At 54.3% G+C, this 15,751-nt stretch carries 15 protein-coding genes; 6 read left to right on the top strand and 9 right to left on the bottom strand.

Going from position 1 to position 15,751, the window contains the following annotated elements; genetic code table 11:
- Positions 1-19 precede the first annotated feature (19 nt).
- Positions 20-247, bottom strand: coding sequence for a YejL family protein (locus J1779_RS22755; protein ID WP_056778441.1), 228 nt, complete (start codon positions 245-247; stop codon positions 20-22).
- Positions 248-468: 221 nt separating this feature from the next.
- Between J1779_RS22755 and yejK the strand changes: the two genes are divergently transcribed.
- Complete coding sequence (gene yejK / locus J1779_RS22750) at positions 469-1,470, top strand: nucleoid-associated protein YejK (RefSeq protein WP_056778446.1); 1,002 nt, start codon at positions 469-471, stop codon at positions 1,468-1,470.
- A 127-nt stretch (positions 1,471-1,597) separates the two neighbouring features.
- Here the strand turns inward: yejK and rplY are convergent, their stop codons facing one another.
- Entirely contained in the window at positions 1,598-1,888 is a 291-nt protein-coding gene (gene rplY / locus J1779_RS22745; protein ID WP_056778449.1) for a 50S ribosomal protein L25, read from the bottom strand.
- A 160-nt stretch (positions 1,889-2,048) separates the two neighbouring features.
- Positions 2,049-3,812: a DNA repair helicase RadD gene (gene radD, locus J1779_RS22740; protein ID WP_217204858.1), complete on the bottom strand. Its 1,764-nt coding sequence runs from the start codon at positions 3,810-3,812 to the stop codon at positions 2,049-2,051.
- Positions 3,813-4,163: 351 nt separating this feature from the next.
- Between radD and rsuA the strand changes: the two genes are divergently transcribed.
- Entirely contained in the window at positions 4,164-4,871 is a 708-nt protein-coding gene (rsuA, locus tag J1779_RS22735; protein WP_217204857.1) for a 16S rRNA pseudouridine(516) synthase RsuA, read from the top strand.
- Positions 4,872-4,904: 33 nt separating this feature from the next.
- Entirely contained in the window at positions 4,905-6,104 is a 1,200-nt protein-coding gene (locus tag J1779_RS22730) for a Bcr/CflA family multidrug efflux MFS transporter (RefSeq protein WP_056779147.1), read from the top strand.
- Positions 6,105-6,200: 96 nt separating this feature from the next.
- On the opposite strand, the gene J1779_RS22725 is transcribed toward J1779_RS22730, so the two are convergent.
- The 3 genes from J1779_RS22725 to J1779_RS22715 form a co-directional block, all read right to left on the bottom strand.
- Positions 6,201-6,458, bottom strand: a complete 258-nt coding sequence (locus J1779_RS22725) for a hypothetical protein (protein WP_122095792.1) — start codon at positions 6,456-6,458, stop codon at positions 6,201-6,203.
- A gap of 267 nt (positions 6,459-6,725) precedes the next feature.
- Positions 6,726-8,081 (bottom strand): MFS transporter, encoded by a 1,356-nt coding sequence (locus tag J1779_RS22720; protein WP_056778464.1) that lies wholly within the window; start codon positions 8,079-8,081, stop codon positions 6,726-6,728.
- A 184-nt stretch (positions 8,082-8,265) separates the two neighbouring features.
- Positions 8,266-9,249, bottom strand: a complete 984-nt coding sequence (locus tag J1779_RS22715) for a LacI family DNA-binding transcriptional regulator (protein WP_056778469.1) — start codon at positions 9,247-9,249, stop codon at positions 8,266-8,268.
- 206 nt (positions 9,250-9,455) lie between these two features.
- Between J1779_RS22715 and idnO the strand changes: the two genes are divergently transcribed.
- Both idnO and J1779_RS22705 read left to right on the top strand, forming a co-directional pair.
- Positions 9,456-10,220 carry a gluconate 5-dehydrogenase gene (gene idnO / locus J1779_RS22710; RefSeq protein WP_056778472.1) on the top strand — a complete coding sequence of 255 codons (765 nt, stop codon included), beginning with the start codon at positions 9,456-9,458 and terminating at the stop codon, positions 10,218-10,220.
- A gap of 11 nt (positions 10,221-10,231) precedes the next feature.
- Positions 10,232-10,987 (top strand): SDR family oxidoreductase, encoded by a 756-nt coding sequence (locus J1779_RS22705; RefSeq protein ID WP_217204856.1) that lies wholly within the window; start codon positions 10,232-10,234, stop codon positions 10,985-10,987.
- Between the two features lie 58 nt (positions 10,988-11,045).
- Here the strand turns inward: J1779_RS22705 and J1779_RS22700 are convergent, their stop codons facing one another.
- From J1779_RS22700 to J1779_RS22690, 3 genes are read right to left on the bottom strand one after another with little or no spacing between them, the layout of a single operon-like run.
- Positions 11,046-12,449 carry a cytochrome c gene (locus J1779_RS22700; RefSeq protein ID WP_217204855.1) on the bottom strand — a complete coding sequence of 468 codons (1,404 nt, stop codon included), beginning with the start codon at positions 12,447-12,449 and terminating at the stop codon, positions 11,046-11,048.
- Positions 12,446-14,101, bottom strand: a complete 1,656-nt coding sequence (locus tag J1779_RS22695) for a GMC family oxidoreductase (protein ID WP_217204854.1) — start codon at positions 14,099-14,101, stop codon at positions 12,446-12,448. Before J1779_RS22695 ends, J1779_RS22700 begins: the two co-directional genes overlap by 4 nt.
- A complete protein-coding gene (locus J1779_RS22690; protein ID WP_136374934.1) occupies positions 14,101-14,718 on the bottom strand; it encodes a sorbitol dehydrogenase family protein in 618 nt (205 codons plus the stop codon). Before J1779_RS22690 ends, J1779_RS22695 begins: the two co-directional genes overlap by 1 nt.
- A gap of 645 nt (positions 14,719-15,363) precedes the next feature.
- On the opposite strand from J1779_RS22690, the gene J1779_RS22685 reads away from it, so the two are divergent.
- A complete protein-coding gene (locus tag J1779_RS22685) occupies positions 15,364-15,708 on the top strand; it encodes a YejG family protein (RefSeq protein ID WP_056778487.1) in 345 nt (114 codons plus the stop codon).
- Positions 15,709-15,751: the final 43 nt, after the last annotated feature.

Raw genomic sequence — 15,751 nt, 5'->3', positions numbered from 1 at the left:
GTATTGGGCAAGTAATGGATTAATGGGCTTTATCTTCTCTTATCGACGCTTGCAAGGCATTAGCAAAAGACTGTGATAACGCTTTGCGCTGTGCAGGAGCGACGCTGGTATTAATCAGGTTAGTCACCATATTGCCCAGAACCATCAGAGAAAGATCGGTTGGGGCGCGGTGCTTTTCAAGAACGGTTGCCAGCTCGGAAAGGAGCTGTTCAACATGTTCGTCACTGTAACGGGATGATTGTGCCATAGAGTATTGTGCTTCTTGATCTGACAAAGTCCAATATCTTAGCTGATCACGGCATCAGTTTCCGCATTTTTATAACGGAGATAACGTTCCGGTATTGATCGTATCTATTAATCAGTGTTTCAGCGGCGGGAGTGGTTGCGGCTTTGGCGCTTCAGTGTTTGAATACGCCCCGCAGGCAAACCCCCCTTATACGGCTGCATTTCTAACAGGAGAAAGTCCCCATGAGTCTGGATATCGAGCAGATCGCTCTGCACCAGTTGAACAAACGCGATGAGCAAACGCTGGATGTTGTGCTGCGCGACACGCTTTTGACGCCAAATGCTGCCGTTGATGAAATGATGGCGGAATTGCACCGCGTCTACAGTGCAAAAAGCAAAGCGTACGGTCTGTTCAACGAAGACAGCGAGCTGGCCGTTGCACTGCGTGGCTGCCGCAAAGGGGACGATGATTTCCTGTCATTCAGCCGCGCCGCCACCGGCCGCCTGCGTGACGAGCTGGCTAAATATCCGTTCGCCGAAGGCGGCGTGGTGCTGTTTTGCCATTATCGCTTCCTGGCGGTGGATTATTTACTGGTCGCGGTGCTGAACAGCCGCAGCAGTATGCGCGTGAATGAGCAACTGGATGTGAGCAGTATTCATTATCTGGACATCAACCACGCGGACATCGTGGCGCGTGTCGATCTGACCGAATGGGAAACCAATCCTGAATCCACCCGTTATCTGACGTTCCTTAAAGGTCGGGTAGGGCGCAAAGTTTCTGACTTCTTCATGGATTTCCTCGGCGCGTCCGTGGGTCTGGACACCAAAGCGCAAAACCGTGGTTTGTTACAGGCGGTGGATGATTTCTGTACCGAAGCGCAGCTCGATAAAAATGAGCGTCAGAATTACCGTCAGCAGGTTTACACCTACTGTAATGAGCAGTTGCAGGCAGGCGAGGAAATCGCCCTGGATGATTTGTCCGAAGAGCTGCCGCCGTGGAATGACAAGAAATTCAAAGAGTTTACTCAGGAGCAGGGATACGCGCTGGAAGAGACGTTCCCGGCGGACCGCAGCACCTTGCGTCAGCTGACCAAATTCGCCGGCAGCGGCGGCGGTCTGAGCATTAATTTCGATGCCATGCTGATGGGCGAACGTATTTTCTGGGATCCGGCGACCGATACGCTGACCATTAAAGGTACGCCACCCAATCTGCGGGATCAGTTGCAGCGTAAAAGCGGGAAGTAATTCCCGATGCTCTCCCTGATGAAAGGGGGGAGAAAAGCTGAACAGCGCCCAATAAAAAACACCGCCTGAGCGGTGTTTTTTATTTGTTCTCGCACGGCGTCCCGATGCGCAACAACTTAGTCAGCGATTAAACGCGAACGAAGTCGATGTGAGCCAGTTTTGGCTTGAACGGGTGGCGCTGAACAGCCTGAACTTTAACTTTGGTTTCTTTACCGTCGACAACCAGAGTAATAGCTTCAGAGTAGAACTCCGCTTTAACTTCCATGTTCTTAACAGAATCATGGTCCAGTTTGATAGAAACTGGAGCAGCTGAGCCACCGTAAATGATAGCTGGGAATTTGTTTTCTAAACGCAGGCGGCGGCTCGCACCTTTGCCCTGCTCTGCTTCCGGACGTACTTCAACATTGATAGTGAACATTGTATGTTTCTCTATTAGCACTACTTCTAAGATTTGCCCCGCCACCTGCGACCGAGTGACGAGTTGAGTATTACGGCTTCCACACAAGGCGAAAGCGGGCGGTATGATACCGGAGCAGGGCGGTGGCAGCAATATAAATAGCCAGGATCCGCTTATTTACTCACCCGCGCAGTTCGTTGGCACGCCGGTATCGCCCCTCATAATCAAACATTTTCTCCCGCACCTGCCAGAACTGACCCTTCATGCGGGCCACCACGAAATCCGGGTGGCGCAGTAAAACCTGCAGCGCGACGATATCCGCCGCCGTCTGCCATTCCAGCGGCACACCCGGCGCGCGCTGGTGAGGGCGCAGGAAATTGTGCAAAAACGCCATGCGTTGGGCGGGCGTGCTAAGACGGTAACGTTCGGAGACATCCGCGCCGTCTTCATCGTAATAGGTGATTTTCAGCCATTCACCTTTATCGTCGCGCCCGTGTTCCAGATTCATGCCGCTGCAGCGCAGCACCAGCGCATCTTTCAGGCGCAGTGCGGCTTTCAGCATATCGTCCGGATCGACCAGAATTTCCTGGCACTGGTGGCAACGCCGCGCGGCGATATCGTTTTCCGCGCCGCAGTGCGGGCAACTTTTAAAGCGGAAACGGAAATCGCACTGTTCGCGGTTGCCCTCGTCATCTTCCAGCACGCCCTGACAGCGACGCCCAAAATGTTCGATGATCGTGCCGTCTTCGGTGGTTTTCCCCCAGAAGATATTGGCGAAGCCGCAGGCGGGGCAGAAGACCTGCACCGGTTTGTTATCGCCTGCCGGTTTATGGCTGCCGACTTCCGGCGTGAAAAGATCGTGCGGGTTTCCGGCGTAATCGAGGATCAGACAATCGGTTTTACCCGGCGCCAGACGCAGCCCGCGCCCGACGATTTGCTGATACAGGCTGACCGATTCCGTCGGACGCAAAATGGCGATCAAGTCTACGTGCGGGGCGTCAAAACCGGTGGTCAGCACCGAGACGTTCACCAGATAGCGTAACTGCTGCGCTTTAAATGCCGTGATCAGACGGTCGCGTTCGACGGCGTGCGTTTGTGCGCTGATCAGCGCCGCTTCGCCTTTCGGCAGCAGGCCAAAAATCTCACCAGCATGTTCCACGGTGGAGGCAAAAATCATCACGCCTTTGCGATCCTGCGAGAACTCCACGATCTGGCTGATGATGTGTGGCGTGATACGTTTTTGCTGGCGCAGTTCGTTGTTCAGATCTGCTTCGCTGAACAGCCCGTTGCTGTTGGCCTGCAACCGGCTGAAATCGTAACTCACCACCGGCATATCGAGCCGCTCAGGCGGCACCAGAAAGCCGTTTTTGATCATGTAACGTAACGGCAGTTCATAAATGCAGTCGCGGAACAGGCTGTTGGCATCGCCGCGCACCATGCCCTGATGGTGGTACTGATAAATCCAGCCTTTGCCGAGACGGTAAGGCGTTGCCGTCAGCCCGAGCAGGCGCAGTCGCGGGTTTTGCGCTTTCAGGTGGGTAATGATTTGCTGATACTGACTGGTGTCATCGTCAGAAATGCGGTGGCATTCATCGACGATCAGCAGGGAAAACTCACCGCTGAACGCCGCCAGATTGGGGGCCACGGACTGCACGCTGCCGAACACTACTTTACCGCTGCTTTGTTTGAGGTTCAGCCCGGCGGCGAAGATATCCGCCTCCAGCCCATAGGACAGGTATTTGCTGTGATTCTGAGCCACCAGTTCTTTGACATGCGCCAGCACCAGCACACGGCCACGGGCGACGCGGGCGAGTTCGGCAATCACCAGGCTTTTTCCCGCGCCGGTAGGCAGCACGATCACCGCCGGTTCATCGTGCTGACGGAAATGACGCAGCGTGGCGTCTACGGCATCTTGCTGATAGGGGCGGAGCGTAAAAGCAGTCACGGGTCGGCCATCACCTGTTCATTTACATGTTAATAAATACAGTGGTGGAGTATGCCAAGAAATCTGGCGCATGGCGATGAGCAATCAAATCACGCCGTGGGAATGTGTAGCCTGCTTATTTTTATGCTTTCCTCCTAGGATGCGTCGCTAAGCGCGGCTATACTCTCTGTCTCAATGCGGCAGTGCATCTGCCCCCTCGAAGTAATAATCACGTTTTGCAGTTATTGCGAATTGAAAGTATTACGAATCGAACAACCCTGAACCCTGTCAGTTGCTTGAATGCGGCGGCGGGGTCTTGTGTTTTATCAGTAACGCGATCACTCAGATCGCCATGTAAGGCAAGCCGATCCAATGCGTCTGGACAAGTTTTTATCTCAGCAATTAGGTGTAAGTCGCGCGCTCGTTCTGCGTGAGCTTCGCAACAAACGTGTCACCGTTAACGGTGAAATCGTCAAAACCGGCGCGATGAAAATCAGCCCCGAGCAGCGTGTCGAATTCGACGGTAACGTGCTGGATCAAATCACCGGCCCGCGTTATTTCATGCTTAATAAGCCGCAGGGCTATGTCTGTTCCACCGATGATCCCGATCACCCGACCGTGCTGTACTTCCTCGAAGAGCCGGTAGCGTACAAACTGCATGCCGCAGGGCGTCTGGATATCGACACTACCGGTCTGGTGTTAATGACCGACGACGGCCAGTGGTCGCACCGCATTACGTCTCCGCGCCATCAGTGCGAAAAAACCTATCTGGTGACGCTCGAAAATCCGCTGGCGGATGACACTGCCGCACAGTTTGAAGCGGGCGTTCAGCTGCACAACGAAGATTCCCTGACCAAACCGGCACAGCTTGAGCAAGTCGATGAGCGCGTGGTGCGTCTGACCATCAGCGAAGGCCGTTACCATCAGGTTAAACGCATGTTTGCCGCCGTGGGCAACCACGTTGTGGCACTGCACCGCGAACGCATTGGCGGGATTGTGATGGATGAAGATTTGGAGCCAGGCCAGTATCGTCCGTTAACTGAGCAGGAAATTGCCAGCGTTGGCATGCCCCCGCGGTAGTTTTTTCATTATCTGATTAATTTGGTGGTGAACGTGCAGGAAAAACCGGTATCCCATATTGGATTAATTTTCATTCTGGGATTGATATCGATGCTGATGCCATTGGCTATCGATATGTATCTGCCAAGTATGCCCGTGATTGCGCAGGAATATGGTGTTCCGGCGGGCAGTGTGCAAATGACCCTCAGCGCGTATGTGCTGGGTTTTGCGATAGGGCAGCTGTTTTACGGGCCGATGGCAGACAGCCTCGGGCGTAAACCGGTGATCTTCTGGGGCGTGATGATCTTTGCTGTGGCGGCCGGTGCCTGTGCGATGGCGCAGTCGGTCGAGCAACTGGTCTGGATGCGTTTCCTGCACGGCTTAGCCGCCGCAGCGGCCAGCGTGGTGATCAACGCCCTGATGCGCGATATGTTCACCAAAGACGAGTTCTCGCGGATGATGTCTTTCGTGGTGCTGGTGATGACCGTCGCGCCGCTGCTTGCTCCGATGCTGGGCGGCGTGCTGATGGTGCTGTTCAGCTGGCACGCGATATTCTGGGCGATGGCCATTGCGGCACTGATCGCAGCGACCCTGGTCGCGGTGTACATCAAAGAAACATTACCCAAAGAGCGAAGACAAAAATTCCATTTACGCACCAGCGTGGGCAACTTCGTCTCACTGTTCCGTCATAAACGCGTGCTCAGTTATATGCTGGCGAGTGGTTTCTCCTTTGCCGGGATGTTCTCTTTTCTCAGCGCCGGTCCGTTTGTCTATATCGAGCTGAACGGAGTTTCACCGCAGAATTTCGGCTTTTACTTTGCGCTCAATATTGTGGCGCTGGTGATCCTGACGCTTATCAACAGCCGTAACGTTCGCCGCGCAGGTGCCGTCAAAATGTTCCGCTTTGGCCTGTTTGTGCAGCTGGCGATGGGTATCTGGCTGGTCGTGGTTTGCCTGCTCGGTCTGCCGTTCTGGGCGATGGTGATGGGCGTGGCGGGGTATGTCGGCGTGATTGCCATGGTGACGTCTAACGCCATGGCAGTGATCATGGATGACTTTCCGCACATGGCCGGTACCGCGGCCTCTCTGGCCGGGACGATTCGTTTCGGCACCGGTGCGGCGATTGGTTCCATTCTGTCACTGTTTACCGCGAAAAGTGCCTGGCCGATGGTCGGTTCAATGGCGTTTTGCGTGATTGCGGCCACCTTGCTGTACCTGTACGCGAGCCGCCCGCAGCCCCAAAAAGCATCATAAGAGCCGTAGCAGACGCGACCAAAAATAAAGGCTGGCTAAATAGTATTATTTAGCCAGCCTTTTTCTTTTTCTGCCGTTCAATATCAGTAAGTCAGCTTACTTTTGATTAAAGGTATTAAGCCGCTCAATACTGGATTTATACCCCAGTACCACATATGCCACCTGTGCCTCGACACCGGCGATCAGTGCATCTCTTTCTTCGGGCGTGATTTTATTTTTACGCGCAGCAAGCGCGACTTTCTGCATGGACTGCACGGCTTCATCCATCTCTTTCTGGAAGACTTTGACTGCCTCCAGCGTGGGCTCATTCTTTACCACTGTCAGCGCCTGATCGGCAGAATCACGGATAGCCATGAATTCTGCCGGGGTCGTTATGTTGTCTTTATCTATGCTTTTCAATGCACTGTCTAATTCAGGGTGTGATGTTTTTAGCGTTAAAGTCATGTTTATCTTCAGAGCGTAAAGTTAACTGCGAAGGACTTACGATCAGAGATTAGTACAAAATTTAACCGCGTATTATATAAAGTCTAAAAATTTGACTTTACTTCACCAATAATAATGCTTACCTGAATAATCATTATCATTTATACGAATTACCCCTGCATCAGGGCGACGTAATGATCAACCGGTAATGGGCGTATTTATGCTTTTCGTCTTGCGGCTTATCCGCATCCGGGCATATTCATCCGCCATCGCTTTGGCTTTCGCGCCAGGGATAAGCGCCATGTCGCACTCTTTCGGCAGTAACGTGGTGACCGCTGCGGCAATCAGTAATGACGCCACCAGCGCGTAAATCGCGGTGCTCTGACCGTACAGGCTGACCAGTACGCCGACCAGATACGGCCCGCAGAAGCCCCCTAAATTCCCCAGACCGTTAATCACACCGCGCGCGCTGCCTGCCACTTCCGGCGTGGTCACTTTGCCCGGAATGGTCCAGAAGGCGCTGGTGGCGGCTTGCAGGAAGAAACCGGCACCGACCAGGAAACCGTAGGCCGCCATGATGTTATGACCAAACGCCACCGACGCCGCCAGACAGGCCGCGAAACCACACAGCGGCAGGGCGATAAACATCCGGCGTTTACCGGTTTTATCGGACATCACCGACATCGCCAGGATCCCCAGCATGGTGCCCACGTAAGGGATAATCGCCAGCATACCCACCGAGCTCATGTCGCCGCCGGTGAGGTTTTTCAGGATAGTCGGCAGCCACAGGGTGTAACCGTAGATCCCGGTCTGATAGAAGAAGTTAATGATGATCAGTTTGACGATAGAACCGTTGCGGAACACCTCTTTGAGCGGCGCATTGTTCACCGGCGCCAGCGCCCGCAGGGCGTCGCGTTCGCGGTTCAGCTCGGTGACCAGATAGTCGCGTTCGCGCTCTGACAGCCATTTGGCTTCTTCCGGACGGTCGCTGATGGTGAACCACCAGAAAATCATCACCACGAAAGACAATGCCCCTTCAATGATGAACAACCAGCGCCAGTCGAGCGTATCCAGAATCAGGCCGGACAGCGGCGCGGTGATCATTCCGCCCAGCGGCGCGAACATCAGCACGTACGCATTGGCGCGGCCACGTTCTTTATCCGGGAACCAGTTGCTGACCATGGTCAGCACCACCGGCAGCATCCCGCCTTCGGCCACACCCAGCGCAAAGCGCAGGAACAGCAGTTGGTACTGGTTGGTGATAAAGCCGGTCAGGATGGAGATCACCGCCCAGGCAATCAGCGAGCAGGCGATAAACTTACGTCCGCTGCCGTGAACCGCCAGGCTGCCGCCCGGAACCTGCAGGAATAAATACCCGATAAAGAATATACCGGCGGCCAGACCGGCCATTGATGCGGTAATGCCTAATTCAGCGTCCATTCCGCCGGGCATGGCGAAACTGATATTAACCCTGTCCATGAAAGAAATAATACAGGCGATAAGGATGGGAGCGATGACGCGTAACCAGCGGGCCTTAGGAATCTTATTATTCATATTCTTTCCTCTGTGTAGGGGTATCAGGCGATGTCCTAATAAAAGCATTTTGAGGAAAGTATTTCGTGACATGAGTCACGTTGAATTATGTTAAGAAAAGGTGTTACTTCTTACGTGATCCCACGCCTTATTTCAGGCGTGGATAAACGAAGGGTGACAGGGCAAAAGAAGAGGAAATATCCGGTTAAATGGTGCCGCCAAGCGAGATGCGGTAGTGCAAATCTACCCGCTCAATGGTGGGCAGGTTATTGATTTTTTTGAGTAATATTTCAGACACCACTTTGCCCATTTCAAAGCGCGGCGTGATGACACTGGCCAGCAGCGGCGTGGTGGCCAGCCCGATATCCAGCCCGTGGAAACCGGAAATTGCCATGTCCTGCGGCACGCGGATGCCTAATTTCAGGCATTCCTGTAACACGCCGACCGCAATATCGTCATTGGTGCATAAGATGGCATTGGTTTGCGGATCCAGCTGGCGCGCCATTGCCAGCATGCCTGCGCCAATAGACACCGACGAGACTTTATTTGGCGTGATATGCACCGGCGTCAGCCCGCGTTCATTCATGGCGCGGCAATATCCCTGATAACGTTTCTGATCGCGGGCATCAGACATCGAGCCGAAATAGACCACATGCTGTTTGCCACTGGCGAGCAGCGTGGTGGCCATGTCGTAGCCGGCCTGCTGATTGTCAAACCCTACGGCGATCCGGCCATGGGTATCATCCAGATCCATCACCTGTGCCACGGGAATATCCGCCGCATTCAGGTACTTATCGGCTTTCAGCGTATGGACGGAATCCGTCAGGATAAGCCCCGCCAGCTGATAACCCAGCAGGTTGATGATGTGCTCTTCTTCGCGCTCTTTGCTGTAATCATAATTGACCACCAGCGTCTGGTAGCCCTGTGCTGAGGTCACCGATTCAATACCGGCCAGCAAATCGGAGAAGATCTGATTATTGAACGACGGCACAAGAATGCCGATGCGCGGCGCTTTGGCCGGTCCCCGCGCCTCTTCCAGCGGATATCCCACTTCCTCCATCACCCTGGTGATGCGCTCGCGGGTTTCAGGAGACACCTTTTCCGGCGTGCGCAGAAAACGACTTACCGTCATCTTGGTCACATCTGCCAGTTGGGCGATATCCTGTAGTGTCACGCGCTGATTTCTCATGCGGAATGTTCCTGGTTGTGCCTGCAAATAGTCCTGATTATTGAAACAGAAAGCGCCGTGAATTGTTATCAAAATGATGATGATCACACGAAGGGTAACAGCGTTTTTTAACATCCTTCAAAGTGATCTGCATCACAGTTTGCCCGCGCCTAAAACGTTGTAGTGTGGCTAACGCTTCGAACCGCTTCCTCCATAAGGCCAATGCTATGACAAATCTCTTCTCACTGGATAACAAAAAGATACTGGTCACCGGATCCACGCGCGGTCTGGGTTTCCTGCTGGCGAAAGGGCTGGCGCAGCACGGCGCTGAAATTATCGTCAACGGTACGCAACAGGCGTCCACGCAAAAGGCGGCGGAAGCCCTGCGGGCGGAAGGTTTTATCGCTCATGCCGTTGCGTTTGATGTCACCAGCAGTCAGGCGGTGAATCAGGGGATTGATCACATTGAAAGCACCATCGGACCGATTGATGTGCTGATCAATAACGCCGGGATCCAGCGCCGTCACAAATTCACCGAGTTCCCGGAAAAAGATTGGGACGACGTGATTGCCGTGAACCAGAAATCCGTGTTTTTGGTTTCTCAGGCAGTGGCACGTTACATGATCCCGCGCGAGCGCGGCAAAATCATCAATATCGGTTCGATGCAAAGCGAGCTGGGCCGCGACACCATCACGCCTTACGCCGCGTCAAAGGGGGCGGTGAAAATGCTGACCCGCGGCATGTGTGTTGAGCTGGCGCGCTACAATATTCAGGTAAACGGCATCGCGCCGGGTTATTTCAAAACCGACATGACGCAGGCGCTGGTGGATAACAAAGAGTTCTCCGACTGGCTGTGTAAACGCACACCGGCAGCGCGCTGGGGTAACCCGGAAGAGCTGGTCGGCGGCGCAGTTTATCTGTCATCCCGCGCCTCAGACTTCGTCAACGGGCATCTTTTATTCATTGATGGCGGCATGCTGGCCGCGGTGTAGAAGGAAGCGAGATGAGCACAGAAAACGCGAAAATTGCTTTAGTCACCGGCGGCGGGAGCGGCATTGGCCTGAGTGCCGCGAAGGCGCTGGAAGCGATCGGTTTTACCGTGATCCTGGCCGGGCGTAACAAAGAAAAACTGGATCAGGCGGTGAAGTTATTTGCAGCGGGGCAGGCGGTGGCGCGGCAACTGGACGTTACCAGCCCGCAGTCGGTCGCCGCGCTGTTTCAGGATATTCAGGAAACCTTCGGTCGGCTGGATGTGCTGTTCAATAACGCCGGTAACAATGTGAAGGATGTGCCCATCGACGAACTGCCGGTGGAAGACTGGCTGTCGGTGATCAACACCAATCTGACCGGCGTATTTTTATGTACGCAGGCGGCGGTAAAGCTGATGAAACAGCAATCGCCGCAGGGCGGGCGCATCATCAACAACGGCTCGATTTCGGCGCAGTCGCCGCGCCCGAATTCTGCGCCGTACACCGCCAGTAAACACGCCATTACCGGTCTGACCAAGTCCACCGCGCTGGATGGGCGCGCGTTCAATATTGCCTGCGGGCAGATTGATGTGGGCAATGCGGCGACGGACATGGGCAATAAAGCGCTGGCGGGCAGAATGCAGGCCGACGGGCGTATCGCCGAAGAACCGGTGATCCCGGTGGAGCGTGTCGGTGAGGCGGTGGCATTTATGGCCGGTTTTCCGCTTGATACTAACGTGCTGACCATGACCGTAATGGCGAGCGCGATGCCGCTGGTGGGCCGAGGTTAAGCTGAATTTCTGACATAAAAAAACGGCCCTTAAGCAGGGCCGTTTTGCATTGAACGAATTACGCCGCTTTCGCTTTGCGTTTGCGTCCGAGCCAGAAAATCAGCACCAGCAGAATCACCACGCCTGCCACCATCGCTGGCGCCATGAACGGCTGGAGTTTTGCCAGCAATGTGACCGGCCCGCCGGCGCGTAACACCGCGACATCCTGCGCGTTAACCTGCACGCCCGCGTTGCCGTAGTTCTTCAGCACGTAGTTGGAGATATCGGCAATCTGCTGATCGTCGAGCTGACCGACATACGAACCCACGCCAAATTTCGGCATCAGCACGTGATGGTCGCCGACCTGGCGATCCACGCCGTACAGAATGGCAGAAATCAGGTTTGACGCGTTGCCCAGACCGGTTGCGGTGTTGTTGAACAGCGACGGGTACGCCTGATTCTTGCTGCCGGAGCCGTCCGGCTGATGACAGCTGGCGCAATAACCGCTGAACAAGGCCGCACCGTTATCGATGGTTTTGTTCGCGTTATACGGATGCGCGCCGCGCAGGCCTTCTTCCACGTTTACCGGCTTACCGAAAGTATCCGCTGCCTGCGTATCCCGCGGGTCGCGCACCGGTGTGCTGTTTTTCAGGTAGAAGGCAATCGCGTTCAGATCCGTGTCAGACATGTATTGCAGGCTGTTTTGCACCGCTTCTGCCATGCCGCCTGCCGCCTGATTTTTCCCGGCGGTACGGCCGGTTTTCAGGTATTCCACCAGCTGAGCCTGCGACCAGTTGCCGATACCGCTGACCGGATCAGAACTGATGTTCGGTGCATACCACGGGCCGACCATGCCGCCCGCCAGCGGTTTATCGGTCACTGAACCCATCATCAGGTTACGTGGCGTGTGGCAGGTATCACAGTGACCGGCACCGTTGACCAGATACGCGCCGCGGTTCCATTGCTCGCTTTTCGACGGATCCGGCTTAAACGGCGTGCTGTCGAGATACATCATGTTCCAGCCCGCCATCGCAATACGCATGTTGAACGGGAACGGCAGGGCGGTTTCAGTATTCGGTTGCTCGACCGGCTTCACCCCTTGCAGGAAGTAGACATACAGCGCGTGCATGTCGGCATCGCTCATATGGCTGTAAGAGGTGTAAGGCATGGCCGGATAGAGGTTTGCCCCATCCGGACGAACGCCTGCACGCACCGCGCGGGTAAACTGTTCTTCGGTGTAATTACCGATACCAAACTGCTTCGACGGTGTGATGTTGGTGGTATAAATCGTGCCCATCGGCGAGTGGATTTCATAGCCACCGGCAAACGGCTTACCGCCTTCCGGCGTGGTATGACAGGCCTGACAGTCAGCGGCTGTCGCCACTTCCTGACCCTGACGGATAAGCTCCGCCTGATTGTCCTGTGCCGCAGCGAACCCGCAAAACGAAGCACTTAACAAGCAGGCAACAAGGATTTTTTTCATGCTGCACCTGCCAGTTTTTTCGCCATGTCATCCGCCGCTTTCAGGCCCAGTGCGGCCATGGTCAGCGTACTGTTCACTACGCTGGAAGACGGGATCGCACCGCCGCCCGGCAACCACAGGTTAGCGTGGTCATGCGCACGGCATTCACCGTTGACCACGGAATCCTTCGGATCGCTGCCCATGATGGTGCCGCCCATGATGTGGTTGTTGGCGTTCAGGCTGGTAGTGATGTTGAATTCTTCCGCCATAAACAGGGAACCGATGTGTTCCAGCTGCTTGTGTGCAGCTTCGGCACCTTTACGCACGTAATCGCCAACGTCGTAATGGATGTCCGGGCACGGCAGACCGTGCGGATCTTTACGGGTGGTGCTCAGGGTCAGGCGGTTATTCGGATCCGGCAGCGGTTCCAGGCTGATGGACAAATCCACGCCAAAGATGGAACGGCGGCGGATCTCTTCATCCAGCTCTTTCCCCACCAGCCCCATCTGCAACGCTTTCGACGTCGCCGGGATCACGCGGCTGATATTGTTGAGGATCATTTTGTTGGCAGAATACTCTTTGCGGAAATCGCCATCGCGAGGGCCGACCAGGCAGCTGCTCTGCGCCGGACCACGGCCAATCCACAGGGGTTCTTTGGCGATAAACGTACAGTGGAAACCGGAGTGATCCATCATGTTACGGCCAACGTGATCGGACGAGTTGGCAATCCCGTTCGGGTTCTTTTCGTTAGCCGCCATCAGCAGCAGACGCGGGGTTTCGATACCGTTACAGGCCAGTGCGAACACTTTACCGGTGGCTTTGTGCGATTTTTTATCGCTGTCCAGCCAGTGAACGGCGGTCACATTGTTGTTTTCATCGGTGTCGATTTTGTAGACCACCGCTTCGGCCAGTACCACGGCACCTTTGTTTTCAGCGCGTTCCACGTGGGCAATACCGTTATACATGGCACCGATCGGGCAGATGGGCTGGCAGTTGTTGTTACCGCAACAGGTCGGGCGACCGTTCCACGGGCGGGTGCTGCGGCCCTGCGGGATCGGCACCGAACGGTAACCGTGCGGGTTCACGATTTCAGCGAAACGGGTGTCGCCGTAACCGTAAGGTACCTGCTCCATCGGATAGGGTTTGCTGCGCTCGGAAGGGGACTGCAACGCCGGGTCATTCGGGCCTGCTACGCCAATTTCTTCTTCTGCGCGGCAGTAATAAGGTTCGAGTTCATCATAGGAAATCGGCCAGTCGCGACCCACGCCGTATAACGTTTTCATTTTGAAATCGTTAGGAACGTGACGCCAGCAGGACGCCGCCCAGTGCCAGGTGGTGCCGCCGACGGTGCGCAGATAGCCTTGCTTGAAGCTGCCCGCGCTCGGGCCGGTCAGATAGACATAGTTATTTTCCGGAAAATAGAGCGGCGCGGGGGCGTTTTCTGACTGCGGGTAAAGTCCCTGGAAATCAGAACCGGCACGGTTGTCGAACGGCATATTGCGCCAGTTCTCCACGGCCTGCGCACGTTCAATACGCAGACCGGCTTCCAGCACCAGTACGGAATAGCCCTGGCTGACCAGTTGATCGGCAATCATGCCGCCCACGACGCCGGAACCGACAACGATCACATCAGCAGACGCATCGCCGTCTGCGGTAAATTCGGGTTTTTTCATCAGGCTTTGCTCACATCAGCAGATTCAGAAATGTTGGTAAAACGGTCGGCGTTCATGGATTCAGGCATCGCGGCGTCAGGCGGCGCAGCGGTGAAGTACAGCGGACCGTTACCGCAGTAAGTCGGCACGATCAGGCCGTCGCTTACCGGGCGATACATCAGTGCATCTTTATACGATATTAAAATGGAATCGGTACCATGACCGACTGTGCCGGTGTACCAGGCGGTGACGATCAGTGTCACCAGATCACCCAGGCCTTGCTGGCGGGCGGCTTCCTGCAAGACTTTGGCGGATTGCCCCGGTTTGACCAGCGCATGCAGCTGAGTGACCTGCGCGGCGAAATCCGGATGCGAGCGGTGGAACGCATTGAAAATCTGCGCGGAAGCACCTTCGCTGATATTTTTATGTTCTGTGATGGCCTGAGAGATCAGGTAGAACTGACCGAAAATAACCGGCGACGCGGTGGCCGTCTCTTTTTCAGCCAGGCTCAGGAACGGAAAGCCGAGCAGGGTGCTGGCAACCATTGCGGAGGTTAAACCTTTCAGCAGTTGACGACGACTGAAACCGGTTCCATTGGCAGTGACATTGCTTTCCATGATTGAAGGATCGTTTTCCATCTCATTTCTCGCTGGGTTGGGTGTGAGCCAAATGACTCAGGAATGCGTAATAAAATGACTTTTAGTGATATTTATCAGAAGGTTAAGGCGGGAGGCTTTCATCCTGACAGGTGATATCAGTAATAACGATGCGGATGATAAGCCAATAATAGGGGTTTTGTGCAAACAAATTGTGCGGATTTATTAACATTAGATCACGAATTTAACGTATTATGCGCCGCGCTGAAAGCTGTAACCAGATGGTTCATTTCACAATGAAATAGCTGACAGCCTCACACATTTTTTACTGCGAATAACATATATGTGACTGATAAGTAATAAGTTAATCTGCCGCTTATTTTTAAGCACTCACGCCATATGTAAATTTTATGTAAACAAATAGAAGTTAAAAAGTAGCCACCAATGCTTAAAATGGTTGTTAAATAAGGCGAAAAAGGTTACAAAGAAGCCAAAATGAGATCTGGCTCCCACAAACGTCGGGAGCAGACAAAACAAGGCTACTGTCAGCTGGCTGGCTTTTGATTACGTTAATTTAATGTTAATGATTTGAGCATAAATTGGGCAAAGCGGCGTCTGTCGTCTATAACTGGTATAGATGTTACGCATTTGCAGGTGAAGTGTATAAATCATTATCTGGGGAATCCCGTGAATAATATCCAACTTTCGGTAGTACACCGTTTGCCGCAAAGTTATCGCTGGATGTCAGGTTTTGCCGGTATCAAAGTTGAACCGATTCCGCTGCCTGGCAACGATGAAGATAACAATCTTATTGGCCTGAAATTGCTCAGTCATGAAGGTGAGTTTGCCTGGCAGGTGATGCACCAGCTGACTAATGCGCTGGAAGATATTCAGGTGAAAGCCGCGATCGTTGAAATCGACGGTGAGCCTTGTCTGTTCGTGCATCGCGAAGATGAAAGCGCCACGCTCTGTTGCCTGAAAAATATTGGCGCGGCCATCGCCGAATCGATTACCGCACTCTATCCGTTCTGACCGCCTGACGTGTTACCCTGTCAGGCGCGTCGTCCCGCCCGTT

Source organism: Rahnella rivi, assembly GCF_019049655.1.
GTDB lineage: Bacteria > Pseudomonadota > Gammaproteobacteria > Enterobacterales > Enterobacteriaceae > Rahnella > Rahnella rivi.
This window is presented reverse-complemented; position numbering and strand designations above follow the sequence as displayed.

What these genes read in the sequence shown, in the direction of transcription:
- J1779_RS22755 (WP_056778441.1), bottom strand. Translation starts at nt 247, where the DNA reads ATGGCACAATCATCCCGTTACAGTGACGAACATGTTGAACAGCTCCTT.
- yejK (WP_056778446.1), top strand. Translation starts at nt 469, where the DNA reads ATGAGTCTGGATATCGAGCAGATCGCTCTGCACCAGTTGAACAAACGC.
- rplY (WP_056778449.1), bottom strand. Translation starts at nt 1,888, where the DNA reads ATGTTCACTATCAATGTTGAAGTACGTCCGGAAGCAGAGCAGGGCAAA.
- rsuA (WP_217204857.1), top strand. Translation starts at nt 4,164, where the DNA reads ATGCGTCTGGACAAGTTTTTATCTCAGCAATTAGGTGTAAGTCGCGCG.
- J1779_RS22725 (WP_122095792.1), bottom strand. Translation starts at nt 6,458, where the DNA reads ATGGCTATCCGTGATTCTGCCGATCAGGCGCTGACAGTGGTAAAGAAT.
- J1779_RS22720 (WP_056778464.1), bottom strand. Translation starts at nt 8,081, where the DNA reads ATGAATAATAAGATTCCTAAGGCCCGCTGGTTACGCGTCATCGCTCCC.
- J1779_RS22715 (WP_056778469.1), bottom strand. Translation starts at nt 9,249, where the DNA reads ATGAGAAATCAGCGCGTGACACTACAGGATATCGCCCAACTGGCAGAT.
- idnO (WP_056778472.1), top strand. Translation starts at nt 9,456, where the DNA reads ATGACAAATCTCTTCTCACTGGATAACAAAAAGATACTGGTCACCGGA.
- J1779_RS22705 (WP_217204856.1), top strand. Translation starts at nt 10,232, where the DNA reads ATGAGCACAGAAAACGCGAAAATTGCTTTAGTCACCGGCGGCGGGAGC.
- J1779_RS22700 (WP_217204855.1), bottom strand. Translation starts at nt 12,449, where the DNA reads ATGAAAAAAATCCTTGTTGCCTGCTTGTTAAGTGCTTCGTTTTGCGGG.
- J1779_RS22695 (WP_217204854.1), bottom strand. Translation starts at nt 14,101, where the DNA reads ATGAAAAAACCCGAATTTACCGCAGACGGCGATGCGTCTGCTGATGTG.
- J1779_RS22690 (WP_136374934.1), bottom strand. Translation starts at nt 14,718, where the DNA reads ATGGAAAACGATCCTTCAATCATGGAAAGCAATGTCACTGCCAATGGA.